Source organism: Polymorphobacter fuscus, from assembly GCF_011927825.1.
Lineage (GTDB): Bacteria > Pseudomonadota > Alphaproteobacteria > Sphingomonadales > Sphingomonadaceae > Sandarakinorhabdus > Sandarakinorhabdus fusca.
This window is the reverse complement of record NZ_JAATJI010000001.1, coordinates 1,803,300-1,819,790: the sequence shown is the minus strand read 5'-3', so window position 1 is coordinate 1,819,790 and position 16,491 is coordinate 1,803,300. Positions and strand designations below refer to the sequence as shown.

General features: G+C 68.1%; 15 protein-coding genes. 8 read left to right on the top strand and 7 right to left on the bottom strand.

Annotated elements, in window-relative coordinates; translation table 11 throughout:
* Positions 1 to 8 precede the first annotated feature (8 nt).
* Complete coding sequence (locus tag GGQ62_RS08620; RefSeq protein ID WP_152577686.1) at positions 9 to 2,177, bottom strand: primosomal protein N'; 2,169 nt, start codon at positions 2,175 to 2,177, stop codon at positions 9 to 11.
* Positions 2,178 to 2,269: 92 nt separating this feature from the next.
* Here GGQ62_RS08620 and purB point away from each other — a divergent pair, with 92 nt between their 5' ends.
* The gene (gene purB / locus GGQ62_RS08615) at positions 2,270 to 3,568 is read left to right on the top strand and encodes an adenylosuccinate lyase (RefSeq protein ID WP_152577687.1); all 1,299 of its coding nucleotides are present in this window, start codon (positions 2,270 to 2,272) and stop codon (positions 3,566 to 3,568) included.
* An 8-nt stretch (positions 3,569 to 3,576) separates the two neighbouring features.
* Here purB and GGQ62_RS08610 read toward each other — a convergent pair whose 3' ends face one another.
* On the bottom strand, positions 3,577 to 4,608 hold the full coding sequence (locus tag GGQ62_RS08610) for a serine hydrolase domain-containing protein (protein ID WP_207790495.1): 1,032 nt from the start codon (positions 4,606 to 4,608) through the stop codon (positions 3,577 to 3,579).
* Positions 4,609 to 4,613: 5 nt separating this feature from the next.
* The gene (locus GGQ62_RS08605; protein ID WP_152577688.1) at positions 4,614 to 6,080 is read right to left on the bottom strand and encodes a hypothetical protein; all 1,467 of its coding nucleotides are present in this window, start codon (positions 6,078 to 6,080) and stop codon (positions 4,614 to 4,616) included.
* A 113-nt stretch (positions 6,081 to 6,193) separates the two neighbouring features.
* On the opposite strand from GGQ62_RS08605, the gene GGQ62_RS08600 reads away from it, so the two are divergent.
* Positions 6,194 to 6,823 carry a 2-hydroxychromene-2-carboxylate isomerase gene (locus GGQ62_RS08600; RefSeq protein WP_341534273.1) on the top strand — a complete coding sequence of 210 codons (630 nt, stop codon included), beginning with the start codon at positions 6,194 to 6,196 and terminating at the stop codon, positions 6,821 to 6,823.
* Between the two features lie 3 nt (positions 6,824 to 6,826).
* On the opposite strand, the gene GGQ62_RS08595 is transcribed toward GGQ62_RS08600, so the two are convergent.
* Positions 6,827 to 7,009, bottom strand: coding sequence for a hypothetical protein (locus GGQ62_RS08595; RefSeq protein ID WP_152577689.1), 183 nt, complete (start codon positions 7,007 to 7,009; stop codon positions 6,827 to 6,829).
* 187 nt (positions 7,010 to 7,196) lie between these two features.
* On the opposite strand from GGQ62_RS08595, the gene GGQ62_RS08590 reads away from it, so the two are divergent.
* A complete protein-coding gene (locus GGQ62_RS08590) occupies positions 7,197 to 7,523 on the top strand; it encodes a hypothetical protein (protein ID WP_152579218.1) in 327 nt (108 codons plus the stop codon).
* A 16-nt stretch (positions 7,524 to 7,539) separates the two neighbouring features.
* Here the strand turns inward: GGQ62_RS08590 and GGQ62_RS08585 are convergent, their stop codons facing one another.
* The 3 genes from GGQ62_RS08585 to GGQ62_RS08575 form a co-directional block, all read right to left on the bottom strand.
* A complete protein-coding gene (locus GGQ62_RS08585; protein ID WP_167649543.1) occupies positions 7,540 to 8,187 on the bottom strand; it encodes a DsbA family oxidoreductase in 648 nt (215 codons plus the stop codon).
* Between the two features lie 22 nt (positions 8,188 to 8,209).
* Positions 8,210 to 9,067: a l-ornithine N(alpha)-acyltransferase gene (gene olsB, locus GGQ62_RS08580; RefSeq protein ID WP_152578521.1), complete on the bottom strand. Its 858-nt coding sequence runs from the start codon at positions 9,065 to 9,067 to the stop codon at positions 8,210 to 8,212.
* 83 nt (positions 9,068 to 9,150) lie between these two features.
* The gene (locus GGQ62_RS08575; RefSeq protein WP_152578520.1) at positions 9,151 to 10,506 is read right to left on the bottom strand and encodes an AmpG family muropeptide MFS transporter; all 1,356 of its coding nucleotides are present in this window, start codon (positions 10,504 to 10,506) and stop codon (positions 9,151 to 9,153) included.
* Positions 10,507 to 10,703: 197 nt separating this feature from the next.
* Here GGQ62_RS08575 and GGQ62_RS08570 point away from each other — a divergent pair, with 197 nt between their 5' ends.
* The 5 genes from GGQ62_RS08570 to GGQ62_RS08550 all read left to right on the top strand — a co-directional run bounded on the left by GGQ62_RS08570 (position 10,704) and on the right by GGQ62_RS08550 (position 16,455).
* Positions 10,704 to 12,287, top strand: a complete 1,584-nt coding sequence (locus tag GGQ62_RS08570; RefSeq protein ID WP_152578519.1) for an amidohydrolase — start codon at positions 10,704 to 10,706, stop codon at positions 12,285 to 12,287.
* Between the two features lie 61 nt (positions 12,288 to 12,348).
* Positions 12,349 to 13,506, top strand: coding sequence for an aromatic ring-hydroxylating oxygenase subunit alpha (locus GGQ62_RS08565; RefSeq protein WP_152578518.1), 1,158 nt, complete (start codon positions 12,349 to 12,351; stop codon positions 13,504 to 13,506).
* Between the two features lie 134 nt (positions 13,507 to 13,640).
* Positions 13,641 to 14,495 carry a transglutaminase-like domain-containing protein gene (locus tag GGQ62_RS08560; protein WP_152578517.1) on the top strand — a complete coding sequence of 285 codons (855 nt, stop codon included), beginning with the start codon at positions 13,641 to 13,643 and terminating at the stop codon, positions 14,493 to 14,495.
* Between the two features lie 32 nt (positions 14,496 to 14,527).
* Positions 14,528 to 15,733: a toxic anion resistance protein gene (locus GGQ62_RS08555; RefSeq protein ID WP_152578516.1), complete on the top strand. Its 1,206-nt coding sequence runs from the start codon at positions 14,528 to 14,530 to the stop codon at positions 15,731 to 15,733.
* On the top strand, positions 15,733 to 16,455 hold the full coding sequence (locus GGQ62_RS08550) for a hypothetical protein (protein WP_152578515.1): 723 nt from the start codon (positions 15,733 to 15,735) through the stop codon (positions 16,453 to 16,455). Before GGQ62_RS08555 ends, GGQ62_RS08550 begins: the two co-directional genes overlap by 1 nt.
* The last annotated feature ends 36 nt before the right edge of the window (positions 16,456 to 16,491 follow it).

Below are 16,491 nucleotides of genomic sequence, written 5' to 3'. Positions count from 1 at the left end.
CCGGCGGGTCAGACGAAGCTGTACGGGTCCACATCGACCACGACGCGGACATTGCCCGGCACCGGCACGCTGCCGAGCCAGTCGCGCAGGATGCGCTGCAGCGCCAGCGTCCGCGTCGCCTGGACCAGCAGCCGCTGGCGGTGGCGGCCGCGCAGCATGGCGAGCGGGGCGGCGGCGGGGCCGAGGACGCTGAGGCCTTCCGCCGCCGGTGCCGCTGCGCCGATGGCGCGCGCTGCCGCCAGCGCAGCGCCGGCGTCTTCGGACGAGACGATGATCGCGGCCAGCCGGCCGAACGGCGGCAGGCCGAGGTCGCGCCGGGTTTCGGTTTCGGCGGCGTAGAAGGCCCGCGGGTCGCCGGCGACCAGCGCCTGCATCACCCGCGCCTGCGGCTGGTGGGTCTGGATCAGCACGCGCCCGGGTTTCGCGCCGCGCCCGGCGCGGCCGGCGACCTGCGCAACCTGCTGGAAGGTGCGTTCGCCGGCGCGCAGGTCCCCGCCGGACAGGCCGAGGTCGGCATCGACGACGCCCACCAGGGTCAGTTCGGGAAAGTGATAGCCCTTGGTGACCATTTGCGTGCCGATCAGCACGTCGATCTCGCGCGCTTCCACCGCCGCCACCAGCGCCGCCGCGCGCGCCGGCGAATTGATCGTGTCCGATGTCACCAGCGCGACGTGGGCGGCGGGCCAGAGCCGGCCGACTTCCTCCGCAATGCGTTCCACGCCGGGGCCGCACGCCACCAGCGAATCGGCGTCGCCGCAGGCCGGGCACGCCGGCGGCACCGGCGTCACATGCCCGCAATGGTGGCAGGCCAGCCGCCGCGACAGGCGGTGTTCGACCATCCAGGCGGTGCAATTGGGGCATTGGATACGCTCGCCGCAGGTCCGGCACAGGGTCAGCGGGGCATAGCCGCGCCGGTTGAGGAACAGCAGCGCCTGTTCGCCCTTTTCCAGCGTCGCGGTGACGGCGGCGACCAGCGGCGGGCTGAGCCAATGGCCGCGCGCCGGCGGAAAGCGGCGCAGATCGACGGCAGCGATGTCGGGCATCCGGGCGCCGCCGAAGCGCGCCGGCAGCAGCAGATGGCGGTAGGTGCCGCGCGCCGCCTGCACCTGGGTTTCGATCGCCGGGGTGGCGGTGGCGAGGACCACCGTGGCGGCTTCCTCGCGCGCCCGCATCACGGCGACGTCGCGGGCGTGGTAATGGACGCCTTCTTCCTGCTTGAAGCTGGTTTCATGGGCTTCATCGACAATGGTGACGCGGAGATCCTTGAAAGGCAGGAACAAGGCCGAGCGGGCGCCGACGACGACCCGGGCGCGGCCGTCGGCAATCGCGGACCAGGCGGCGCGGCGCTCGCTGGCCTTGAGATCCGAATGCCAGGACACCGGCGCGCAGCCGAAGCGTGCCGCGAACCGCGCCAGCCAGGGCGCCGTCAGCGCGATTTCGGGGACCAGCACCAGCGCCTGGCCGCCGCTGCGCAGCGCCGCCGCGACCGCTTCGAAATAGACCTCGGTCTTGCCCGACCCGGTGACGCCTTCCAGCAGAAAGGGCGCAAAGCCGCCCGCCGTTACCGCGTCGGCAATGCTGCCGGCGGCGGCAGCCTGCGCGGCCTCCAGCAGCGGTGGGGCGAAACCGGGGTCGGGAACGGCAATCGGCCGGTCGGCGCCGACGACCACCGGCAGCAGCGTGCCGGCCTTGACCAGCCCGCGGATGACCGCGTCCGACACGCCGGCGATGCGCGTGAGGTCGCGGACGCTGCCCTGGCGATCGGCAAGCTTTTCGAGCGCCCGGGCGCGTTCGGGCGTCAGCCGTGTGGGCGCGTCGCCGCCGGCGCGATATTCGGTGGTTTCGCGGTCCCCCAGAAACGCCACCGACGGCCAGACCATGCGGATGACCCCGGCGAGCGGGGCGACATAATAGTCCGCCACCCATTCGCACAGACGGCGCAACGGTTCGGCGATCGGCGGCAGGTCGAGCCGTGCCGCGACCGGACGCAGGCGCTTAGGCTCGACGTCGCGGCCGTGCAGCCGGCCGGCGTCCCAGACGACGCCGGTGATGGTGCGCGGGCCGAGCGGAACGGTCACGGCATCCCCCGGGCCGAGGTCGAGCCCCGGCGGCACGGCATAGTCGAGCGCGCCCAGCCCGTGCTGGAAGACGACGACGCGAACGGAGGCGGTGGTCACCGGGGTGACTTAGGGGTCCGACGCCGCTTTCGCCACCGCTTTGCCAGCGCCCGCCCGCGTGCTAACGCCGCCGCAACAACGGAGCCGACCCCATGATCCCCCGCTATTCCCGCCCCGAGATGGTTGCCATCTGGGAACCCGAAGCCCGTTTCCAGATCTGGTTCGAGATCGAGGCGCACGCCATGGATGCGCTGGTCGAATTGGGCGTCGTGCCTGCCGATGCAGCGAAAGCCGTATGGGAGCGCGGCAAGTTCGAGGTCGCGCGCATCGACGAGATCGAGCGCGAAACGCGCCACGACGTCATCGCCTTCCTGACCAACCTTGCCGAACATGTCGGGCCGGAGGCGCGCTTCGTCCACCAGGGCATGACCAGTTCCGATGTGCTCGACACCTGCCTCAGCGTGCAGCTGGCCCGCGCCGCCGACATCCTGATCGCCGATACCGATGCCCTGCTCGCCGCGATCAAGCGCCGCGCGCTGGAGCACAAGCACACGCCGACGATGGGGCGCAGCCATGGCATCCATGCCGAACCGACGACCTTCGGGTTGAAGCTGGCACAGGCCTATGCCGAGTTCCGCCGCTGCCGGGCGCGGCTGGTGATGGCGCGCGAGGAAATCGCCACGGCGGCGATTTCGGGGGCGGTCGGCACCTTTGCCAACATCGATCCCGCCGTGGAAGCGCATGTCGCCAAGGCGATGGGGCTGGCGATCGAGCCGGTTTCCACCCAGGTCATCCCGCGCGACCGCCATGCGATGTTCTTTGCGACCCTGGGCGTCGTCGCCGGTTCCGTGGAGCGGCTGGCGACCGAGATCCGCCATCTGCAGCGCACCGAGGTCCTGGAGGCGGAAGAATATTTCGCGCCCGGGCAGAAGGGCAGCAGCGCCATGCCGCACAAGCGCAACCCGGTGCTGACCGAAAACCTGACCGGCCTCGCGCGGCTGGTGCGCGGTTATGTGACCCCGGCACTGGAAAATGTCGCGCTGTGGCATGAGCGCGATATTTCGCACTCGTCGGTCGAACGGATGATCGGCCCCGATGCGACGATCACGCTCGATTTCGCGCTGCACCGGCTGACCGGTGTCATCGACAAGCTGCTGATCTACCCCGATCGCATGCTGAAGAACCTCAACAAGATGGGCGGGCTGATCCATTCGCAGCGGATCCTGCTGGCGCTGACCCAGGCCGGGGCATCACGCGAGGACAGCTATCGGCTGGTCCAGCGCAACGCCATGAAGGTATGGGAATCGGACGGCCAGCTGCAGTTGTTCGACCTGCTGGTGGCGGACCCCGAAGTGACGGCGCTGCTGCCCCGCGACCAGCTCGAACCGCTGTTCGACCTTGGCTATCATCTGAAGCATGTCGACACGATTTTCGACCGGGTCTTCGACTGAGGTCGCGGTCAGCCCGTCCGGCAGGCGCCGGACGCAACCGCCGACGCCAGCACCGCCTTCAGGATCGCCTCCGACCGGCGCTGGCCATAGCCATGGCCATAGGCCGCGGAGGTGATGGCGACGACCAGATCGCAACGCGGCACGACATAGATCTTGTTGCCGCCGTTTCCGGACGCGAAGGAGACCGGGATCATGGTGCCGGCGATATCCTGCGTCTTGCGATACCAGAAATAGCCATAGGCATCCGCAAACGGGTCGTCGGCGGTGATGTCGACCCGTGGTGCCAGCATCGCCTCCACCCAGCGGGCGCTGACGATCTGCCGGCCGTTGGCCCGCCCGCCGTTGCGGACCATTTCGCCGATGCCCGCCATCCCGCGCGTGGTCAGCCACAGATTGCCCTGGCCCTTGGTCATGCCGGCGGCGTCGGCATCCCAGCGCCACGCGGTGATGCCGAGCGGCGTGAACAGCCGCTGCCCGGCGAGGTGGCGCATCGACTCACCGCTGGCCTTGGCGACCACCACGCCGGCCGTATAGGCCGTCGCCGAATTGTAGCGATAGCGGCTGCCGGGCGGGTCGGCTTTCGGAACCGCGAGGAGGAACGCCAGCGGGTCGGGGGCTGCGTCCATCCGGTCCTCGTTGCCGGGCGAGGCGGGATCCTCGTCGAATGCTGCGAGACCCGATTGCATTGTCAGCACGTTGCGCAGCGGCACGGCCCCGACGGGATGACCCGCGGATTGCGGCCAATAGGTTTCCACCGCATCGTCGACCGAAGCAATGGCATGGCGATCGACTGCAATGCCGACCATCAGCGCCGTCACGCTTTTGCCGGCGGATCGGATGTCGTGCAGCGCATCGGGGTCGGCGCCATTGTAATAGCGCTCGGCAACGCGGCGTCCGCGGTGCAACACCACGACGCCGCGCAGATCGGCATGGGCATCGCGATCCCATGTCGCCAATGCCGGTGCGAACGCGGCCGCCTGCGCCGACGTCGTGGTGCCGATCATCGCCAGTGCGGCGATGGCGGCCAGCGGTGCTGCCATTCGCATCAACGTGGCGGCGCCACCGCTGCCGGCAGGTCGCGGCCGACCTTCTGATAGGCGGCCTTCACATCGCCCCGGGCCTTCAGGGCGCGCATGCCGGCGCGGTAGCGGGTGTCGCGCGGGTTCGGGCGGTCGGTGATGAGGAAGGGTTGCAGGTTGAACAGCATCGCGGTGCGGTCGGCGGGGTCTTCGAGCCGCTTGATGATCGCGGCGGCGGCGTCATCCATGCGGCCAAGGCAGATGAGCGCGGCGAGCGTGGCTTCGCCATTGCCGTCGGGCTTGGCCAGGATGTCGGCCGCCGCTGTCACCGCGTCGGCCTTGCGGTCGAGGTCGGCGAGGGCGCAGGTCCGCGCCTGGGCGAGATAGAGCCGGCCGAAGTCGCTCGCCGCCGGGATTTTCGACGTTGCGGCGTCGGCGAGTTCCAGCGCCAGCTTCGGTCGGCCCAGGCTTTGTGCCAGCAGCGTTTCGCTGATGATCGTGCCGGTCAGGCCCGGCCGGCCCGCGATCGGCGTGGCGTTGAGCGCCGCGAGTCGGGCCAGTGCCTTGTCGACCTGACCCGCATCGCCGAGCAGTTCGGCGTGAAGATTGACCAGCCAGATTTCGCGGTCGGTCAGCGCCGCCAGCGCCTCGGGCGTCGTCGCCACATCGGCGACTGCCATCGCTTCGGGCTCGCGCGAGGCGATGTTGAGCGCTTCGGCATAGCCCAGCCGCGCAATCAGCGAATTGGGGGCGGCATCGAAGCGCGCCTTGGCGGCAGCGACATAGGCGGCGTCGGCGGTGTCGGCGCCGGGGCCGAGCCGGGCCTCGATCTCGGGCCAGAGTTTCTGGAACCGCCGGTCGATGCCCAGCCGGACGAGCACCACCGGGCTGAGGATCGACGCCACGATCGGCCGGGCGTCTTCGAGCCGATCGCGCGCCGCCAGCGCCGTCGCCAGCCGCAGCCGCAGCCAGTCGAGATCGGCAATCGTCGTGTCGGGCGGCGACCAGTTGGCAGCGACCAGCGCGTAATCGAGCTCGAACCCGCGGTCGCCGCCGGCCTTGCTCGCGTCCTGCGCGGCGCGCAGCACTTCGGTCACCACCTCGGTCGGCAACAGGCTGAGCCCCTTGGAATCGGTGGCGGCGATCAGCAGCAGCGTGTCGCCGGCGCCCTTGGGGTCGCCATCGAAGGCGCGCAGCAGGAACAGCTGGCGCAGCAGCAGCATGGTCGGTGCCGGCGTGTTGGCGACACTCGCCTCGATCGCCTGCCGCGCTTCCCGAACCTTGTTCTGCCGCGCCAGGGCAAAGCTGCGCAGCCCTTCGATCTGGCCGCGCTCGACCGGCAATTCGGAGGCGGCGCGCATCGCGTCGAGGATGACCAGCGCCTCGTCGGACTTGTTGGCATCGACAAGCGCGGCCGCCGCGGCGAGCTGCTTCTGGATGCTCGGCGGTTCCACCGGCGCCGCGGCCAGCAGCAGGGCAGCGAGCGGAGCCAACAGCGCCCTGGATTTTCCAATCTTCATCCGGCCATGGTAGCGGCAGATCGACGGCTGACAACAATCCATGGCCGCGCCGCGACGATTTGGGGAGAGCGATGATGGACCGGAAGGTGGAGTTTTTCTTCGATTGCAGCAGCCCCTGGACCTATCTGGGGTTCGAAACCCTGGTCGCTGCGGCGCGCGCGGACGGGTTCGGCGTCTGTTTCCGGCCATTCCTGGTGGGCGGCGTGTTCAACACCGTCAACACGTCGGTGTATGAAATGCGCGCGGCGGCGGCCAACCCCAAGACCGCCTATTTCTGGAAGGACCTCAACGACTGGATCACCCGGTCGGGCCTGGCCATCACATGGCCGCCGAGCATCTTCCCGATCAACAGCGCCCGCGCCATGCGCGCCTGCCTGGTTGCCGCCGACGCCGGCGCCTGCGAGGCCTTTGCGCGGCGGGTGTTCCAGCTTTACTGGGGGGAGGACCGCGACATTGCCGACCCGGCGGTGCTGGCCGAGGCGTGCGCTGCCGCCGGCCTCGACGCAGCGGCGACGCTGGAGGCTGCCGATTCGCCCGAGCTCAAGGCGCGGCTGCGCGCCAATACCGACGAAGTCATCGCCCGCGGCGGCTTCGGCACGCCGACCTTCTTCGTCGGCGGCAGCGACATGTATTTCGGGCAGGACCGGATCGTGCTGGTGCGCGCCGCAATGGCACGAGAGGGGGCAAAGGCTGGGGCGCGGGCGGAGTCGCGCTGACCGTCAGCCGGGAAGGGCGGCGATCGGGACGGGCGCGGCATGGCCCGGATTGACGATGCAAAGGCCAAGCGCGGCGCCGAAGACGAGGCCGGTGAGGACGCGCCAGAACCAGTAGTCGACCCGGGCGCGCATCAGCGCATCAGCAGGTCGCCGGGGCAACAAGCGGGGCGGTGGCATCGGTTCCATTTCCCATCTCCCATCCCCGCCGAACGTTCACGTTGTCGTCAGCATGGCCGAGCCGGCGATGGCCACCGAATCAATGTTTCTATCGGGTGCCGAAGTCCGGCTTGGGCCGCGGCGCACGGCGCTGCCTTGCGCATGACAAGACGTCGCCGCGGCGCTAGACTGGCGGAGACTTCAGGAGACCCGCCCGATGCTGAAAGCCCTTGGTGCCGCGATCATTCTCAGCCTGGCGATGCCGGTGGCGGCGCAGAGCGTCTATGGCGGCGGCGGCGCGGAATGTTCGGCCTGGACGGCCAATTTGCGCAAGCGCTGGCCGCACCTGGTCGATACCGACTGGCTGATGGGTTATCTCAGCGGCGTCAACCGCGGCCGCGGGCCGGGGGCGCGGCTGATGGTCGAAGCCGATGTCGCCAGTGCCACCGGCTTCGTGTCGCAGTTCTGCGCCGCCAACCCGCAGCGGCCGATCTTCGAAGCCGCCGACGCGCTGATCGCCCAGCTGGAGGGCGCGCCGCGCTGATGTGGCGGCAGCACGTTCAGCCTTCCGCCGCGATCCGCCGCAGCGCCTTTTCGAAGACGGCCACCGGCTGTCCGCCGGTAATGAGATATTTGCCGTCGATGACGACGGCCGGGACGGCGGCGATGCCCTGTTCGCGCCAGTGGCGTTCGTCCGCCCGGACCTCGGCGATATAGGCGCCCGACGTCAGCACGGCGCGCGCGGAATCGCCGTCCAGCCCTGCGGCGACGGCCGCTGCCACCAGCACATCGGGGTCGGCGAGGCTCTGCTGGTCGGTGAAATGGGTGGTGAACAGCGCTATCTTCAATTCGGCCTGCCGCCCCTCCAGCCCCGCCCAGTGCAGCAGCCGGTGGGCGTCGAAGCTGTTCCAGATCCGGCTGTCAGGGCCGCCGTTGATGGTGAAGCCGAATTCGGCGGCGCTGTCGCGGATGTGGTTGCGGGACCCCTTCACCCGCACGGGGTCGGCGCCGTATTTGCGCGCCAGATGCGCGCGGACATTCTCGCCGGCGAGGGGCATGTCGGGGTTGAGCTCGAACGGCTGGAAATGAACCTCGGCGGTCAGCACGTCGGCGGCGTTGGCGATGGCGGTTTGCAGCGACTTCAGCCCGACGACGCACCAGGGGCAGACGACGTCCGAGACAAAATCGATCCGCACCGCCCTGGTCATGCCCGTCTCCCCTGCGGCGAGCTTAGACGCTGTCGTTGGCGCCGACAAATCGTGTTGCATAGCGGCTGGTGATGCGATCGACCGGCATGATGACGAAAACGTCGACGGTGTTGAACTGGTGGTCGATGAAGCCGCCGTCGCCGACCATGGCGCCGACGCGCAGATAGCCCTTGATCAGGGGCGGCAAGGCGCGGGCGGCGGCGCGGCTGTCGATGGAGGCAGCGGGCAGCCGGTCCATCGGCACATGATGTGCCGGCAGCGCCGTGGCGCGCAGCTCCGCCGGCGCCAGATGGTGGTGGTAGAGATACGACAGTTCGGCGGTGTGGAGCACCGGATCGGCGCCGTGAAGCGACGCGCAGCCGAACATGTGGCCGATATTGTGGGTCTGGAGATAGGCGGCGATGCCGCGCCACAACAGCGAGATGGTGGCGTTGTTGCGCCACGCCGGTGCCACGCAGCTGCGCCCGAGCTCGAGCAGCTGGCCGCCGCTGGCCGAATGGGCGATCAGCCGCGACAGGTCATATTCGCCTGCCGAATAAAAGCCGCGATGCGCCGCCGCCACATCCTGGCGCAGCAGGCGATAGGTGCCGACGACGTGCGGGCGTGCCCCGGACACATTGGCGAGCCCATGATCGACGACGAGCAGGTGATCGCAGATCGCGTCATAATCATCGATGTCGCGGCGCGCCCTGGCCATTGCCGCGGTCGGTTCGGCGCCCATCTCCTCGTAGAAGATCTGGTAGCGCAGCGCCTGCGCGGCAGCGATTTCCGCCGGTGACACGGCCAGTCGCACATCGAGCTGGCCGACGCGGTGGATGAAGGGGGCCGCCGCCAGCAGATCGGGGGCAATGGCGGTGGCACGGCCGATGGCAAGACCCATGATCTTCACTCCCCCACTGGCACGCGCGGCACCAACGCACGCCCCATAGCGCGCGATTGTGACAGCGCCGGTGACGCCATATGTCAGGCAGATGACGCCGGCCGGTCGGGAATCGCGTCGTCCACAAGCCCGCTGCGCATCATGTAGACGAAGATGAGGATGCCGGGCAGCGCCAGCAGCGTCGTCAGCAGGTAGAAATTCACAAAGCCCATGGTTTCGACGAGCGCGCCCGACGTCGTGCCGGTGACGAAGCGCCCGGCGATCGACGATGCCGCCGACAGCAGCGCGAACTGGGTCGCGGTGAAGCGCAGGTCGCACAGTGCCGACAGATAGGCGACGACGGCGACGCCGCCGATGCCGCTGGTGAAGTTTTCAAAGCCGATTGCCGCTGCCATGCCGAAATTGGAATGGCCCGCCGCCGCAAGCGCGGCAAAGCTGAGGTTGGAAACCGCCATCAGCACCAGGCTGAGCAGCACCGCCGCCTTCATGCCGAGCCGGGTGAAGACGATGCCGCCGACAAAGACCCCGACCAGATAGGCGACCAGCCCCAGCTGTACGTCGTAAAACGCGATTTCGGGCTTGGTGAAGCCCAGGTCGTTGAACAGCAGCCGGAAGGTCAGATTGGCCATGGTGTCGCCGATCTTGTGGAACAGGATGAACAGCAGCGCCAGCACGGCGCCATCGCGGCGCAGGAAATCGGCCAGCGGCGCGATGACGGCGTCCTGCACCGCCGCCCATCCGGTCAGCAGGGCGCCGGGCGCTGGCGGGCGGCGCGGTTCGCCGAGCAGCAGCCCGGCGATGATCGCCGGCAGCGCGAACAGCGTGGCGGCGACATAGGCAAAGCTCCAGCCCCGGCTTTCGGCAAGCAGCAGCACGATGGCGCCGGCAGCGCTGGAACCGATGCGCCAGCCATATTGCGACATGCCCGACCCCACGCCCAATTGTTCCTGGCTGAGGTTTTCGATGCGGAAGGCGTCGATGACGATGTCGTAGGTGGCGCCGAAGAACGCCACTGTCAGCGTTGCGGCCACGACCATGCCCAGCCCCGCCTGCGGGTCGGCCAGCCCCAGCCACGCGACCGACGCCATGACGCAAAGGCCGATGACGAGCAGCCAGGCGCGGCGCTGGCCGATGCGATCGGCGAGCAGCGGCAACCGCACCCGATCAATCACCGGTGCCCACAGGAATTTGAAATTGTAGAGGAGGAACGCCAGGGCAAAGGCGGTGACCGCCTTCTTGTCGATGCCGGCTTCGGCCAGCCGCGTCGACAGTGTCGACGCGATCATCGCGAACGGAAAGCCCGAGGAAATGCCCAGCGCCAGCGCGCCGAGCGGCCCCGGTTCGAAATAGGGCCGGACAGCGGGCGGCAAGAGATGGCGCAAGCCGGCAAGGCCGCGCCGCAACGGGGCGCGCCAGTCAGGGGAAACGGCGTCTGTCATCGCGGCACCATAGCGGCGGTGCGGGGCGTGTCCATCGTGCAGCCCGCAGCGCCCGGCTGTGACCGATCGGCAACAATCGCGGTTATAAGCGCCGTCGCGCCGGCGTCGGTGCGGCAGTGACTTCGCGCCGCGAATTCAATGTGTAGCATGGCATCGGGGCGCGGCGGGGTGACGCCGCGCGAAGGGGGAAATCTCGAATGAAGCTTGCTGCCAATATCCTGCTGGCCACGACCGCACTGATCGCTGCCGCGCCTGCCCTGGCCGCCGCGAGCCCGGCGCTGAAGGCCGAAGTCGCCGCCGGCGTCGATGCCCGCGCCAAGCTGGCGCAGGTCATGGTCGACCAGGTCTTCAGCTATGCCGAGCCCGGCTTCCAGGAGGTCAAGACGTCGGAATATCTGACCGACATCCTGGAAAAGAACGGTTTCAAGGTGACGCGCGGCGTCGCCGGCATTCCCACCGCCTTCACCGCCACCTGGGGCGAAGGCGGGCCGCTGATCGCGCTGGGCAGCGACGTCGACGGGTTGCTCGGCCTGTCGCAATATCCGGGCGTCGCCAAGATCACGCCGATGGTGGAAGGCGCGCCGGGGCATGGCGAGGGCCATAACAGCGGCATGCCGCTGGTTGTCGTGGCGGCGCTGGCGCTGAAGGACACGATGCAGAAGAACGGCATCAAGGGCCGGCTGATGCTGTGGCCCGGCGTCGCCGAGGAACTGGTCGCGACCAAGGCCTATTATGTCCGCGCCGGGATGTTCAAGGACGTCGATGCGTCGATCTTCGTCCATGTCGGCAAGGACCTCAGCACCTCATGGGGCCCGGCCGGCAACAACGGCCTGGTCAGCGTCGAATATACGTTCAAGGGCAAGACCGCCCATGCCGCCGGCCAGCCCTGGGACGGCCGCAGCGCGCTCGACGGTGTCGAGATCATGGATGCCGCCTGGAATTTCCGCCGCGAACATCTGCCGATCACCCAGCGGTCGCATTATGTCATCACCAACGGCGGCAACCAGCCCAACATCGTCCCCGGCACCGCCTCGGTCTGGTATTATTTCCGCGAAAGCAGCTTCAAGGCGATCCGCGAGCTTTACGAGATCGGCAACACCATCTCCGAAGGCGCGGCGATGGCGACCGGCACGACTGTCAGCCGCAAGGTGCTGGGCTATGCCGCGCCCAATTTCGGCAACAAGCCGATGGCGGAGGCGGCGCAGGCCAACATGCTGCGCGTCGGCATGCCGAAATGGACCGCCGCCGACCAGGGCTTTGCCAAGGCGATGCAGACCGCCAACGGCATAAAGGTCGAGCCGCTGGCGACCACGGTCAAGCCGCTGTCCACGCCCGAGCTGCGCGGCGCGCCGACCGGCGGCGGGTCGGACGATATCGGCGACATCATGTGGACGGTGCCGACGATCACCATCCGCTATCCGTCGAACATCCCCAATGCCATCGGCCATAATGTCCAGTCGGCGATCGCCATGGCCACCCCCATTGCGCACAAGGGCGTGGTGGTGGGCGCCAAGGCGGTGGCGATGACGGTGCTCGACCTGATGATGACGCCCAAGCTCGTCGCCGATGCCAAGACCTATTTCAAGGATGTCCAGCTGAAGACCGACAAATATGACCCGGTGCTGGCCAAGGGCGACAGTCCGGCGATCTGGCTCAACGCCGACGCCATGACGCGGATGCGGCCGCAGATGGAAAAATTCTATTACGACCCGGCCAAGCACGACACCTATCTGGACCAGCTCGGCATCGATTATGAAAAGGCCGCGGGGGTGAAGAAATAGGCGCCGCGGCTCACGCAAGCGCCAGCTTGCCGGCGGCTGCCATCGGCCTAAGCTGACGGCCATGGATATCCATGTGCCATTTCGCCAGCCGACGCCGGGGCAACGGGCGCTGGCGCAGGCGATCCCGGCCGCGGCGCAGCGGCCGGCGCCGGCGCTGACCAGCACCATTGCCGCCAGCGCCTATACCTGCCCCGATCGCTTCGCCCGGGAGCGTGACCGGCTGTTCCACGCCATGCCGGTCGTCCTCGGCCCGTCGGCGCTGCTGCCGGGGCCGAATACCAGCGTTCCGCACGATGGTTTCGGCATCCCGCTGCTCCTTGCCCGCGACGGCAAGGGTGTGGCCCGGGTGTTCATGAACGTCTGCCGCCATCGCGGCACGCGGCTGGTCGAAGGCTGTGCGCTGGCGCACGGCCCGGTGCTGGTCTGCCCCTATCACGCCTGGAGCTATGGCCTCGATGGCCGGCTGAAGGGGCTGCCGCGTCCGGAAACCTTTCCGGGCCTCGACAAGGGCGCACATGGTCTTGTCGAACTGCCTAGCGTCGAGGCCGGCGGGCTGATCTGGGCCGGGCTCGATCGCGGCCGCAGCTATGATTTCGGGCTGGCGCAAGGCCCGCTGGCGGACGATTTCGACGCGCTCGATTTTGCCGGCCAGCATCTTTACGCGCGGGCCAGCCACGATGTCGCTGCCAATTGGAAGCTGATCGTCGACGCCTTCAGCGAAAGCTATCACGTCGTCCGCCTCCACGCCGCCACCATCGCGCCGTATTTCCAGGATGGCGTGACGGCGGGGGACCTGATCGGCCCGCACAGCCGTTCGCTGGTGGCGCGGCTGACGGCGCTGGATGGCGACATCGACATTGGCAGCATGGCCGAGCTGCGCCGCACGATGACCTTTGCCTATACGCTGGCACCGGCGACGATCATCGTCGCGTCGCCCGATTACATCAACATCATGACGCTGATGCCGCGTGCGGTGAATCGCACGATCGTCGATGATTTCATGCTGATCCCGGCGCCCCCGGCGACGCCCAAGGCGGAAGCGCATTGGGCGAAAAGCTGGAAGCTGCTCGACCAGGGCGTGTTTGCCGGCGAAGACTTCCGCGCCGCCACGCTCGGCCAGCAAGGGCTTGAATCGGGTGCTGTCGACCATGTCCTGCTCGGCGGGCTGGAGCAGGGGGTGAAACGCTTCCACGACACCGTCGATGCCCTGATCGCCTGATCCGCGTCGCGGCGGCGCACCACGTCACATTACCTCGTAATATTTCCCTGCCAGGCTGTAATTTGTGCGACACTTCACATGCGCCGGTGCGTTGCCATCGGCACTGCCCGACATCGTCCAAGCTGGAGTTCCCCTTGCGCCTCGAAGTCACGTCACGCCTGGCCTTTGAATTTCCCGAACCCACTGATACCATTGCCGTCATCCAAGCGGCGCACGCCACGGGACAGTTCATCGAGCGCGAGCATCTGGGCTTGCCCAACGGCGTCCGGCTGGCCGAATCGACCGATCCGGTCAGCGGCGGCAGGCTGCTGCGCGGTTGCCTTTCGGGCAGTGTCGAGATCGAATATCGCGCCACCATCCGCATATCGCCGCGGCTGACGCTGCCGGCCAATCTGACCGTCGCGCCCTGGTCGCAGCTGCCGGTGGCGGTGCTGCCCTATCTCCTGCCCAGCCGCTATTGCCCGGTCGACCAGTTCCTGCGCTTCGCCTCGCGCGAGTTCGGCCATATCAGCCCCGGCGGCGCGCGCGTGCTGGCGATCCTCGACTGGATCCACAGCAATGTCGATTATGTCCACGGCGTTTCCAACGGCACCACCAGCGCTGCCAACACCTTCATCGATCGCGCCGGCGTCTGCCGCGATTTCACCCACCTCGGCATGACCCTGTGCCGGGCGTCGGGCGTGCCGGCGCGCGCCGTCGCCGCCTATGCGCTGGCGCTCGATCCGCCGGATTTCCATGCCGTTTTCGAAGTGTTTCTCGATGGCGGCTGGTGGCTGGTCGACCCGACCCGGCTGGCCCCTGTGGCGGGCATGGTCCGCATCGCCCATGGCCGCGACGCCGCGGACATCGCCTTCCTGACAACCGCCGGTGCCGTGACCCAGACCGGGATGATGGTCAGCGTGGTCGATCTCGATGCCCCCCGGACCGACACACCCCTTGATAAACCGCCTTATAATCCTAACACAGTAGAGGAAGCGGCGCTGACCTGATAAAAGGCGCTGCCCCTGCTGGAAGGATGACGATGGCCGATAATCTGGCGCCGACCGAAACTGCGATCAAGCTCGAACCCCCGGTGGCAGTGGCCGCCATTGCCCCGGCGCGCGCGGCCGGGCTGGTGCCGCTGAAGGACGATCAGAAGACCGCGCTCGATACGCGGGTCGATGCCTTTATCGACGAACTTGTCGCCACCGACGCTGCCAGCCCCGAATTCGGCAAGAAGGTCGATGCCCTCGCCAATCTGGGCGCCAAGGAGATTGCCACGGCCGCCGGCCAGTCGAACCGCTTTCTTGATCGGCCGGCGCGGGCGATGAACAAGGATGACGGCATCGGCGCCGATCTCGTCAAGCTGCGCGGCATCGTCGAGGATCTCGACCCCGGCAAGCGCGGCAAAATGGTGAAGGGCCGCAAGCTGTTCGGCATCATCCCGGTCGGCGGCGGCAAGCTGCGCAATTATTTCGACAGTTACCAGTCCGCCCAGGGCAATATCAGCGCGATCCTCAACAGCCTGAAGAACGGCAAGGACGAACTGCTCAAGGACAATATCGCCGTCGAGGACGAGCGGGCGAAATTGTGGGACGCGATGGGCAAGCTCGAGCAGATGGTCCACATGTCGAAGTCGCTCGACGCCAAGCTCGAGGACAAGGCCAACGAACTCGACGTTTCGGACCCGGCCAAGGCCAAGGCGATCCGCGAAACCGCGCTGTTCTATGTGCGCCAGCGCACCACCGATCTCCTGACCCAGCTGGCGGTTTCGGTGCAGGGCTATCTGGCGCTCGACCTCGTCAAGAAGAACAATGTCGAGCTGATGAAGGGCGTCGATCGCGCATCGACCACCACGGTTGCGGCGTTGCGCACCGCAGTGACGGTGGCCGAGGCGATGACCAACCAGAAGCTGGTGCTGGCGCAGATCACCGAGCTGAACTCGACAACCGCCAGCATCATCGATTCCACCGGCGAATTGCTGCGCACCAGCACGGCGACGATCCACGAACAGGCGGCCAGCAGCACGGTTCCGGTCGAAACGCTGCAGCGCGCCTTCCAGAATGTCTATCAGACGATGGACGCCATCGACACCTACAAGCTGAAGGCGCTCGACGCGATGAAGACCACGGTCGACACATTGTCGGTCGAGGTCGAAAAGAGCCGGGGCTATGTGGCGCGTGCCCAGGGCCAGGCGCAGGCGCAGCTCGAAAACCGTAGCGGATCGCCGCTGGAAGCGCTCGGCTGATGGCCGATCCCGGCACCACCATCGATCGCAACGCGGAACGGCTGGCCCGCATGGCGCGCGGCGAAGCGCTGCAGCGGGCGCGCGCCCGCCGTGTCCAGCGCCAGGCGAAGCGTGCCGGCGGCCGGGCCGTGCGTGCCATCGGTGTCGTCGGCGCGATCATGCTGGCGCTGCTGCTGTGGGGGCTGATCGTCGGGCCGATCGGCACCACGGTGCTGGTGCTGGCGGTGCTGTTCGGGGCCATGGCGGCGATGGCGGCAGCGATCTGGGACGGGCCGGACGCCGAGCCCGAATGGCGCGAGGATGCGCCCCCGGCGGTGCTGCCCGCCGCCACCGACGTCTGGCTCGACCGGCAGCGCCGCAACCTGCCGGCGCTGGCGGCGCCGCAGGTCGATGCCATTTCGGCACGGCTGGCGACCCTGGAAACCCAGCTGGCGCGCGTGCCCGCCGGCGACCCGGTGGCGCAGGACCTGTCGCGCCTGCTCGGCAAGCATCTGCCCGAGCTGGTCGAACGCTATACGCGGGTGCCGAGCGAGCAGCGAGCGCGGACGATCGAAGCCGATGGGCGCAGCCTCGATACGACGCTGGTCGATGGCTTGCGCGTGGTGGAGGAAGAACTGGCCCGCGCCTCCGACAGCCTGGCGGCGGCGGATCGTGACGCGGTGCGGATCCAGGGCAAGTTTCTGGAAGCGCGTTACAAGGATGGCGACGGGGCGGTGAAGTAGGGGTCTTTGGCGGGTGGGATGCGCGAAATGGGTATT

Coding starts and splice junctions, on each gene's coding strand:
- purB (WP_152577687.1), top strand. CDS start 2,270: ATGATCCCCCGCTATTCCCGCCCCGAGATGGTTGCCATCTGGGAACCC.
- GGQ62_RS08570 (WP_152578519.1), top strand. CDS start 10,704: ATGAAGCTTGCTGCCAATATCCTGCTGGCCACGACCGCACTGATCGCT.
- GGQ62_RS08595 (WP_152577689.1), bottom strand. CDS start 7,009: ATGGAACCGATGCCACCGCCCCGCTTGTTGCCCCGGCGACCTGCTGAT.
- GGQ62_RS08555 (WP_152578516.1), top strand. CDS start 14,528: ATGGCCGATAATCTGGCGCCGACCGAAACTGCGATCAAGCTCGAACCC.
- GGQ62_RS08565 (WP_152578518.1), top strand. CDS start 12,349: ATGGATATCCATGTGCCATTTCGCCAGCCGACGCCGGGGCAACGGGCG.
- olsB (WP_152578521.1), bottom strand. CDS start 9,067: ATGGGTCTTGCCATCGGCCGTGCCACCGCCATTGCCCCCGATCTGCTG.
- GGQ62_RS08610 (WP_207790495.1), bottom strand. CDS start 4,608: ATGGCAGCACCGCTGGCCGCCATCGCCGCACTGGCGATGATCGGCACC.
- GGQ62_RS08585 (WP_167649543.1), bottom strand. CDS start 8,187: ATGACCAGGGCGGTGCGGATCGATTTTGTCTCGGACGTCGTCTGCCCC.
- GGQ62_RS08550 (WP_152578515.1), top strand. CDS start 15,733: ATGGCCGATCCCGGCACCACCATCGATCGCAACGCGGAACGGCTGGCC.
- GGQ62_RS08575 (WP_152578520.1), bottom strand. CDS start 10,506: ATGACAGACGCCGTTTCCCCTGACTGGCGCGCCCCGTTGCGGCGCGGC.
- GGQ62_RS08590 (WP_152579218.1), top strand. CDS start 7,197: ATGCTGAAAGCCCTTGGTGCCGCGATCATTCTCAGCCTGGCGATGCCG.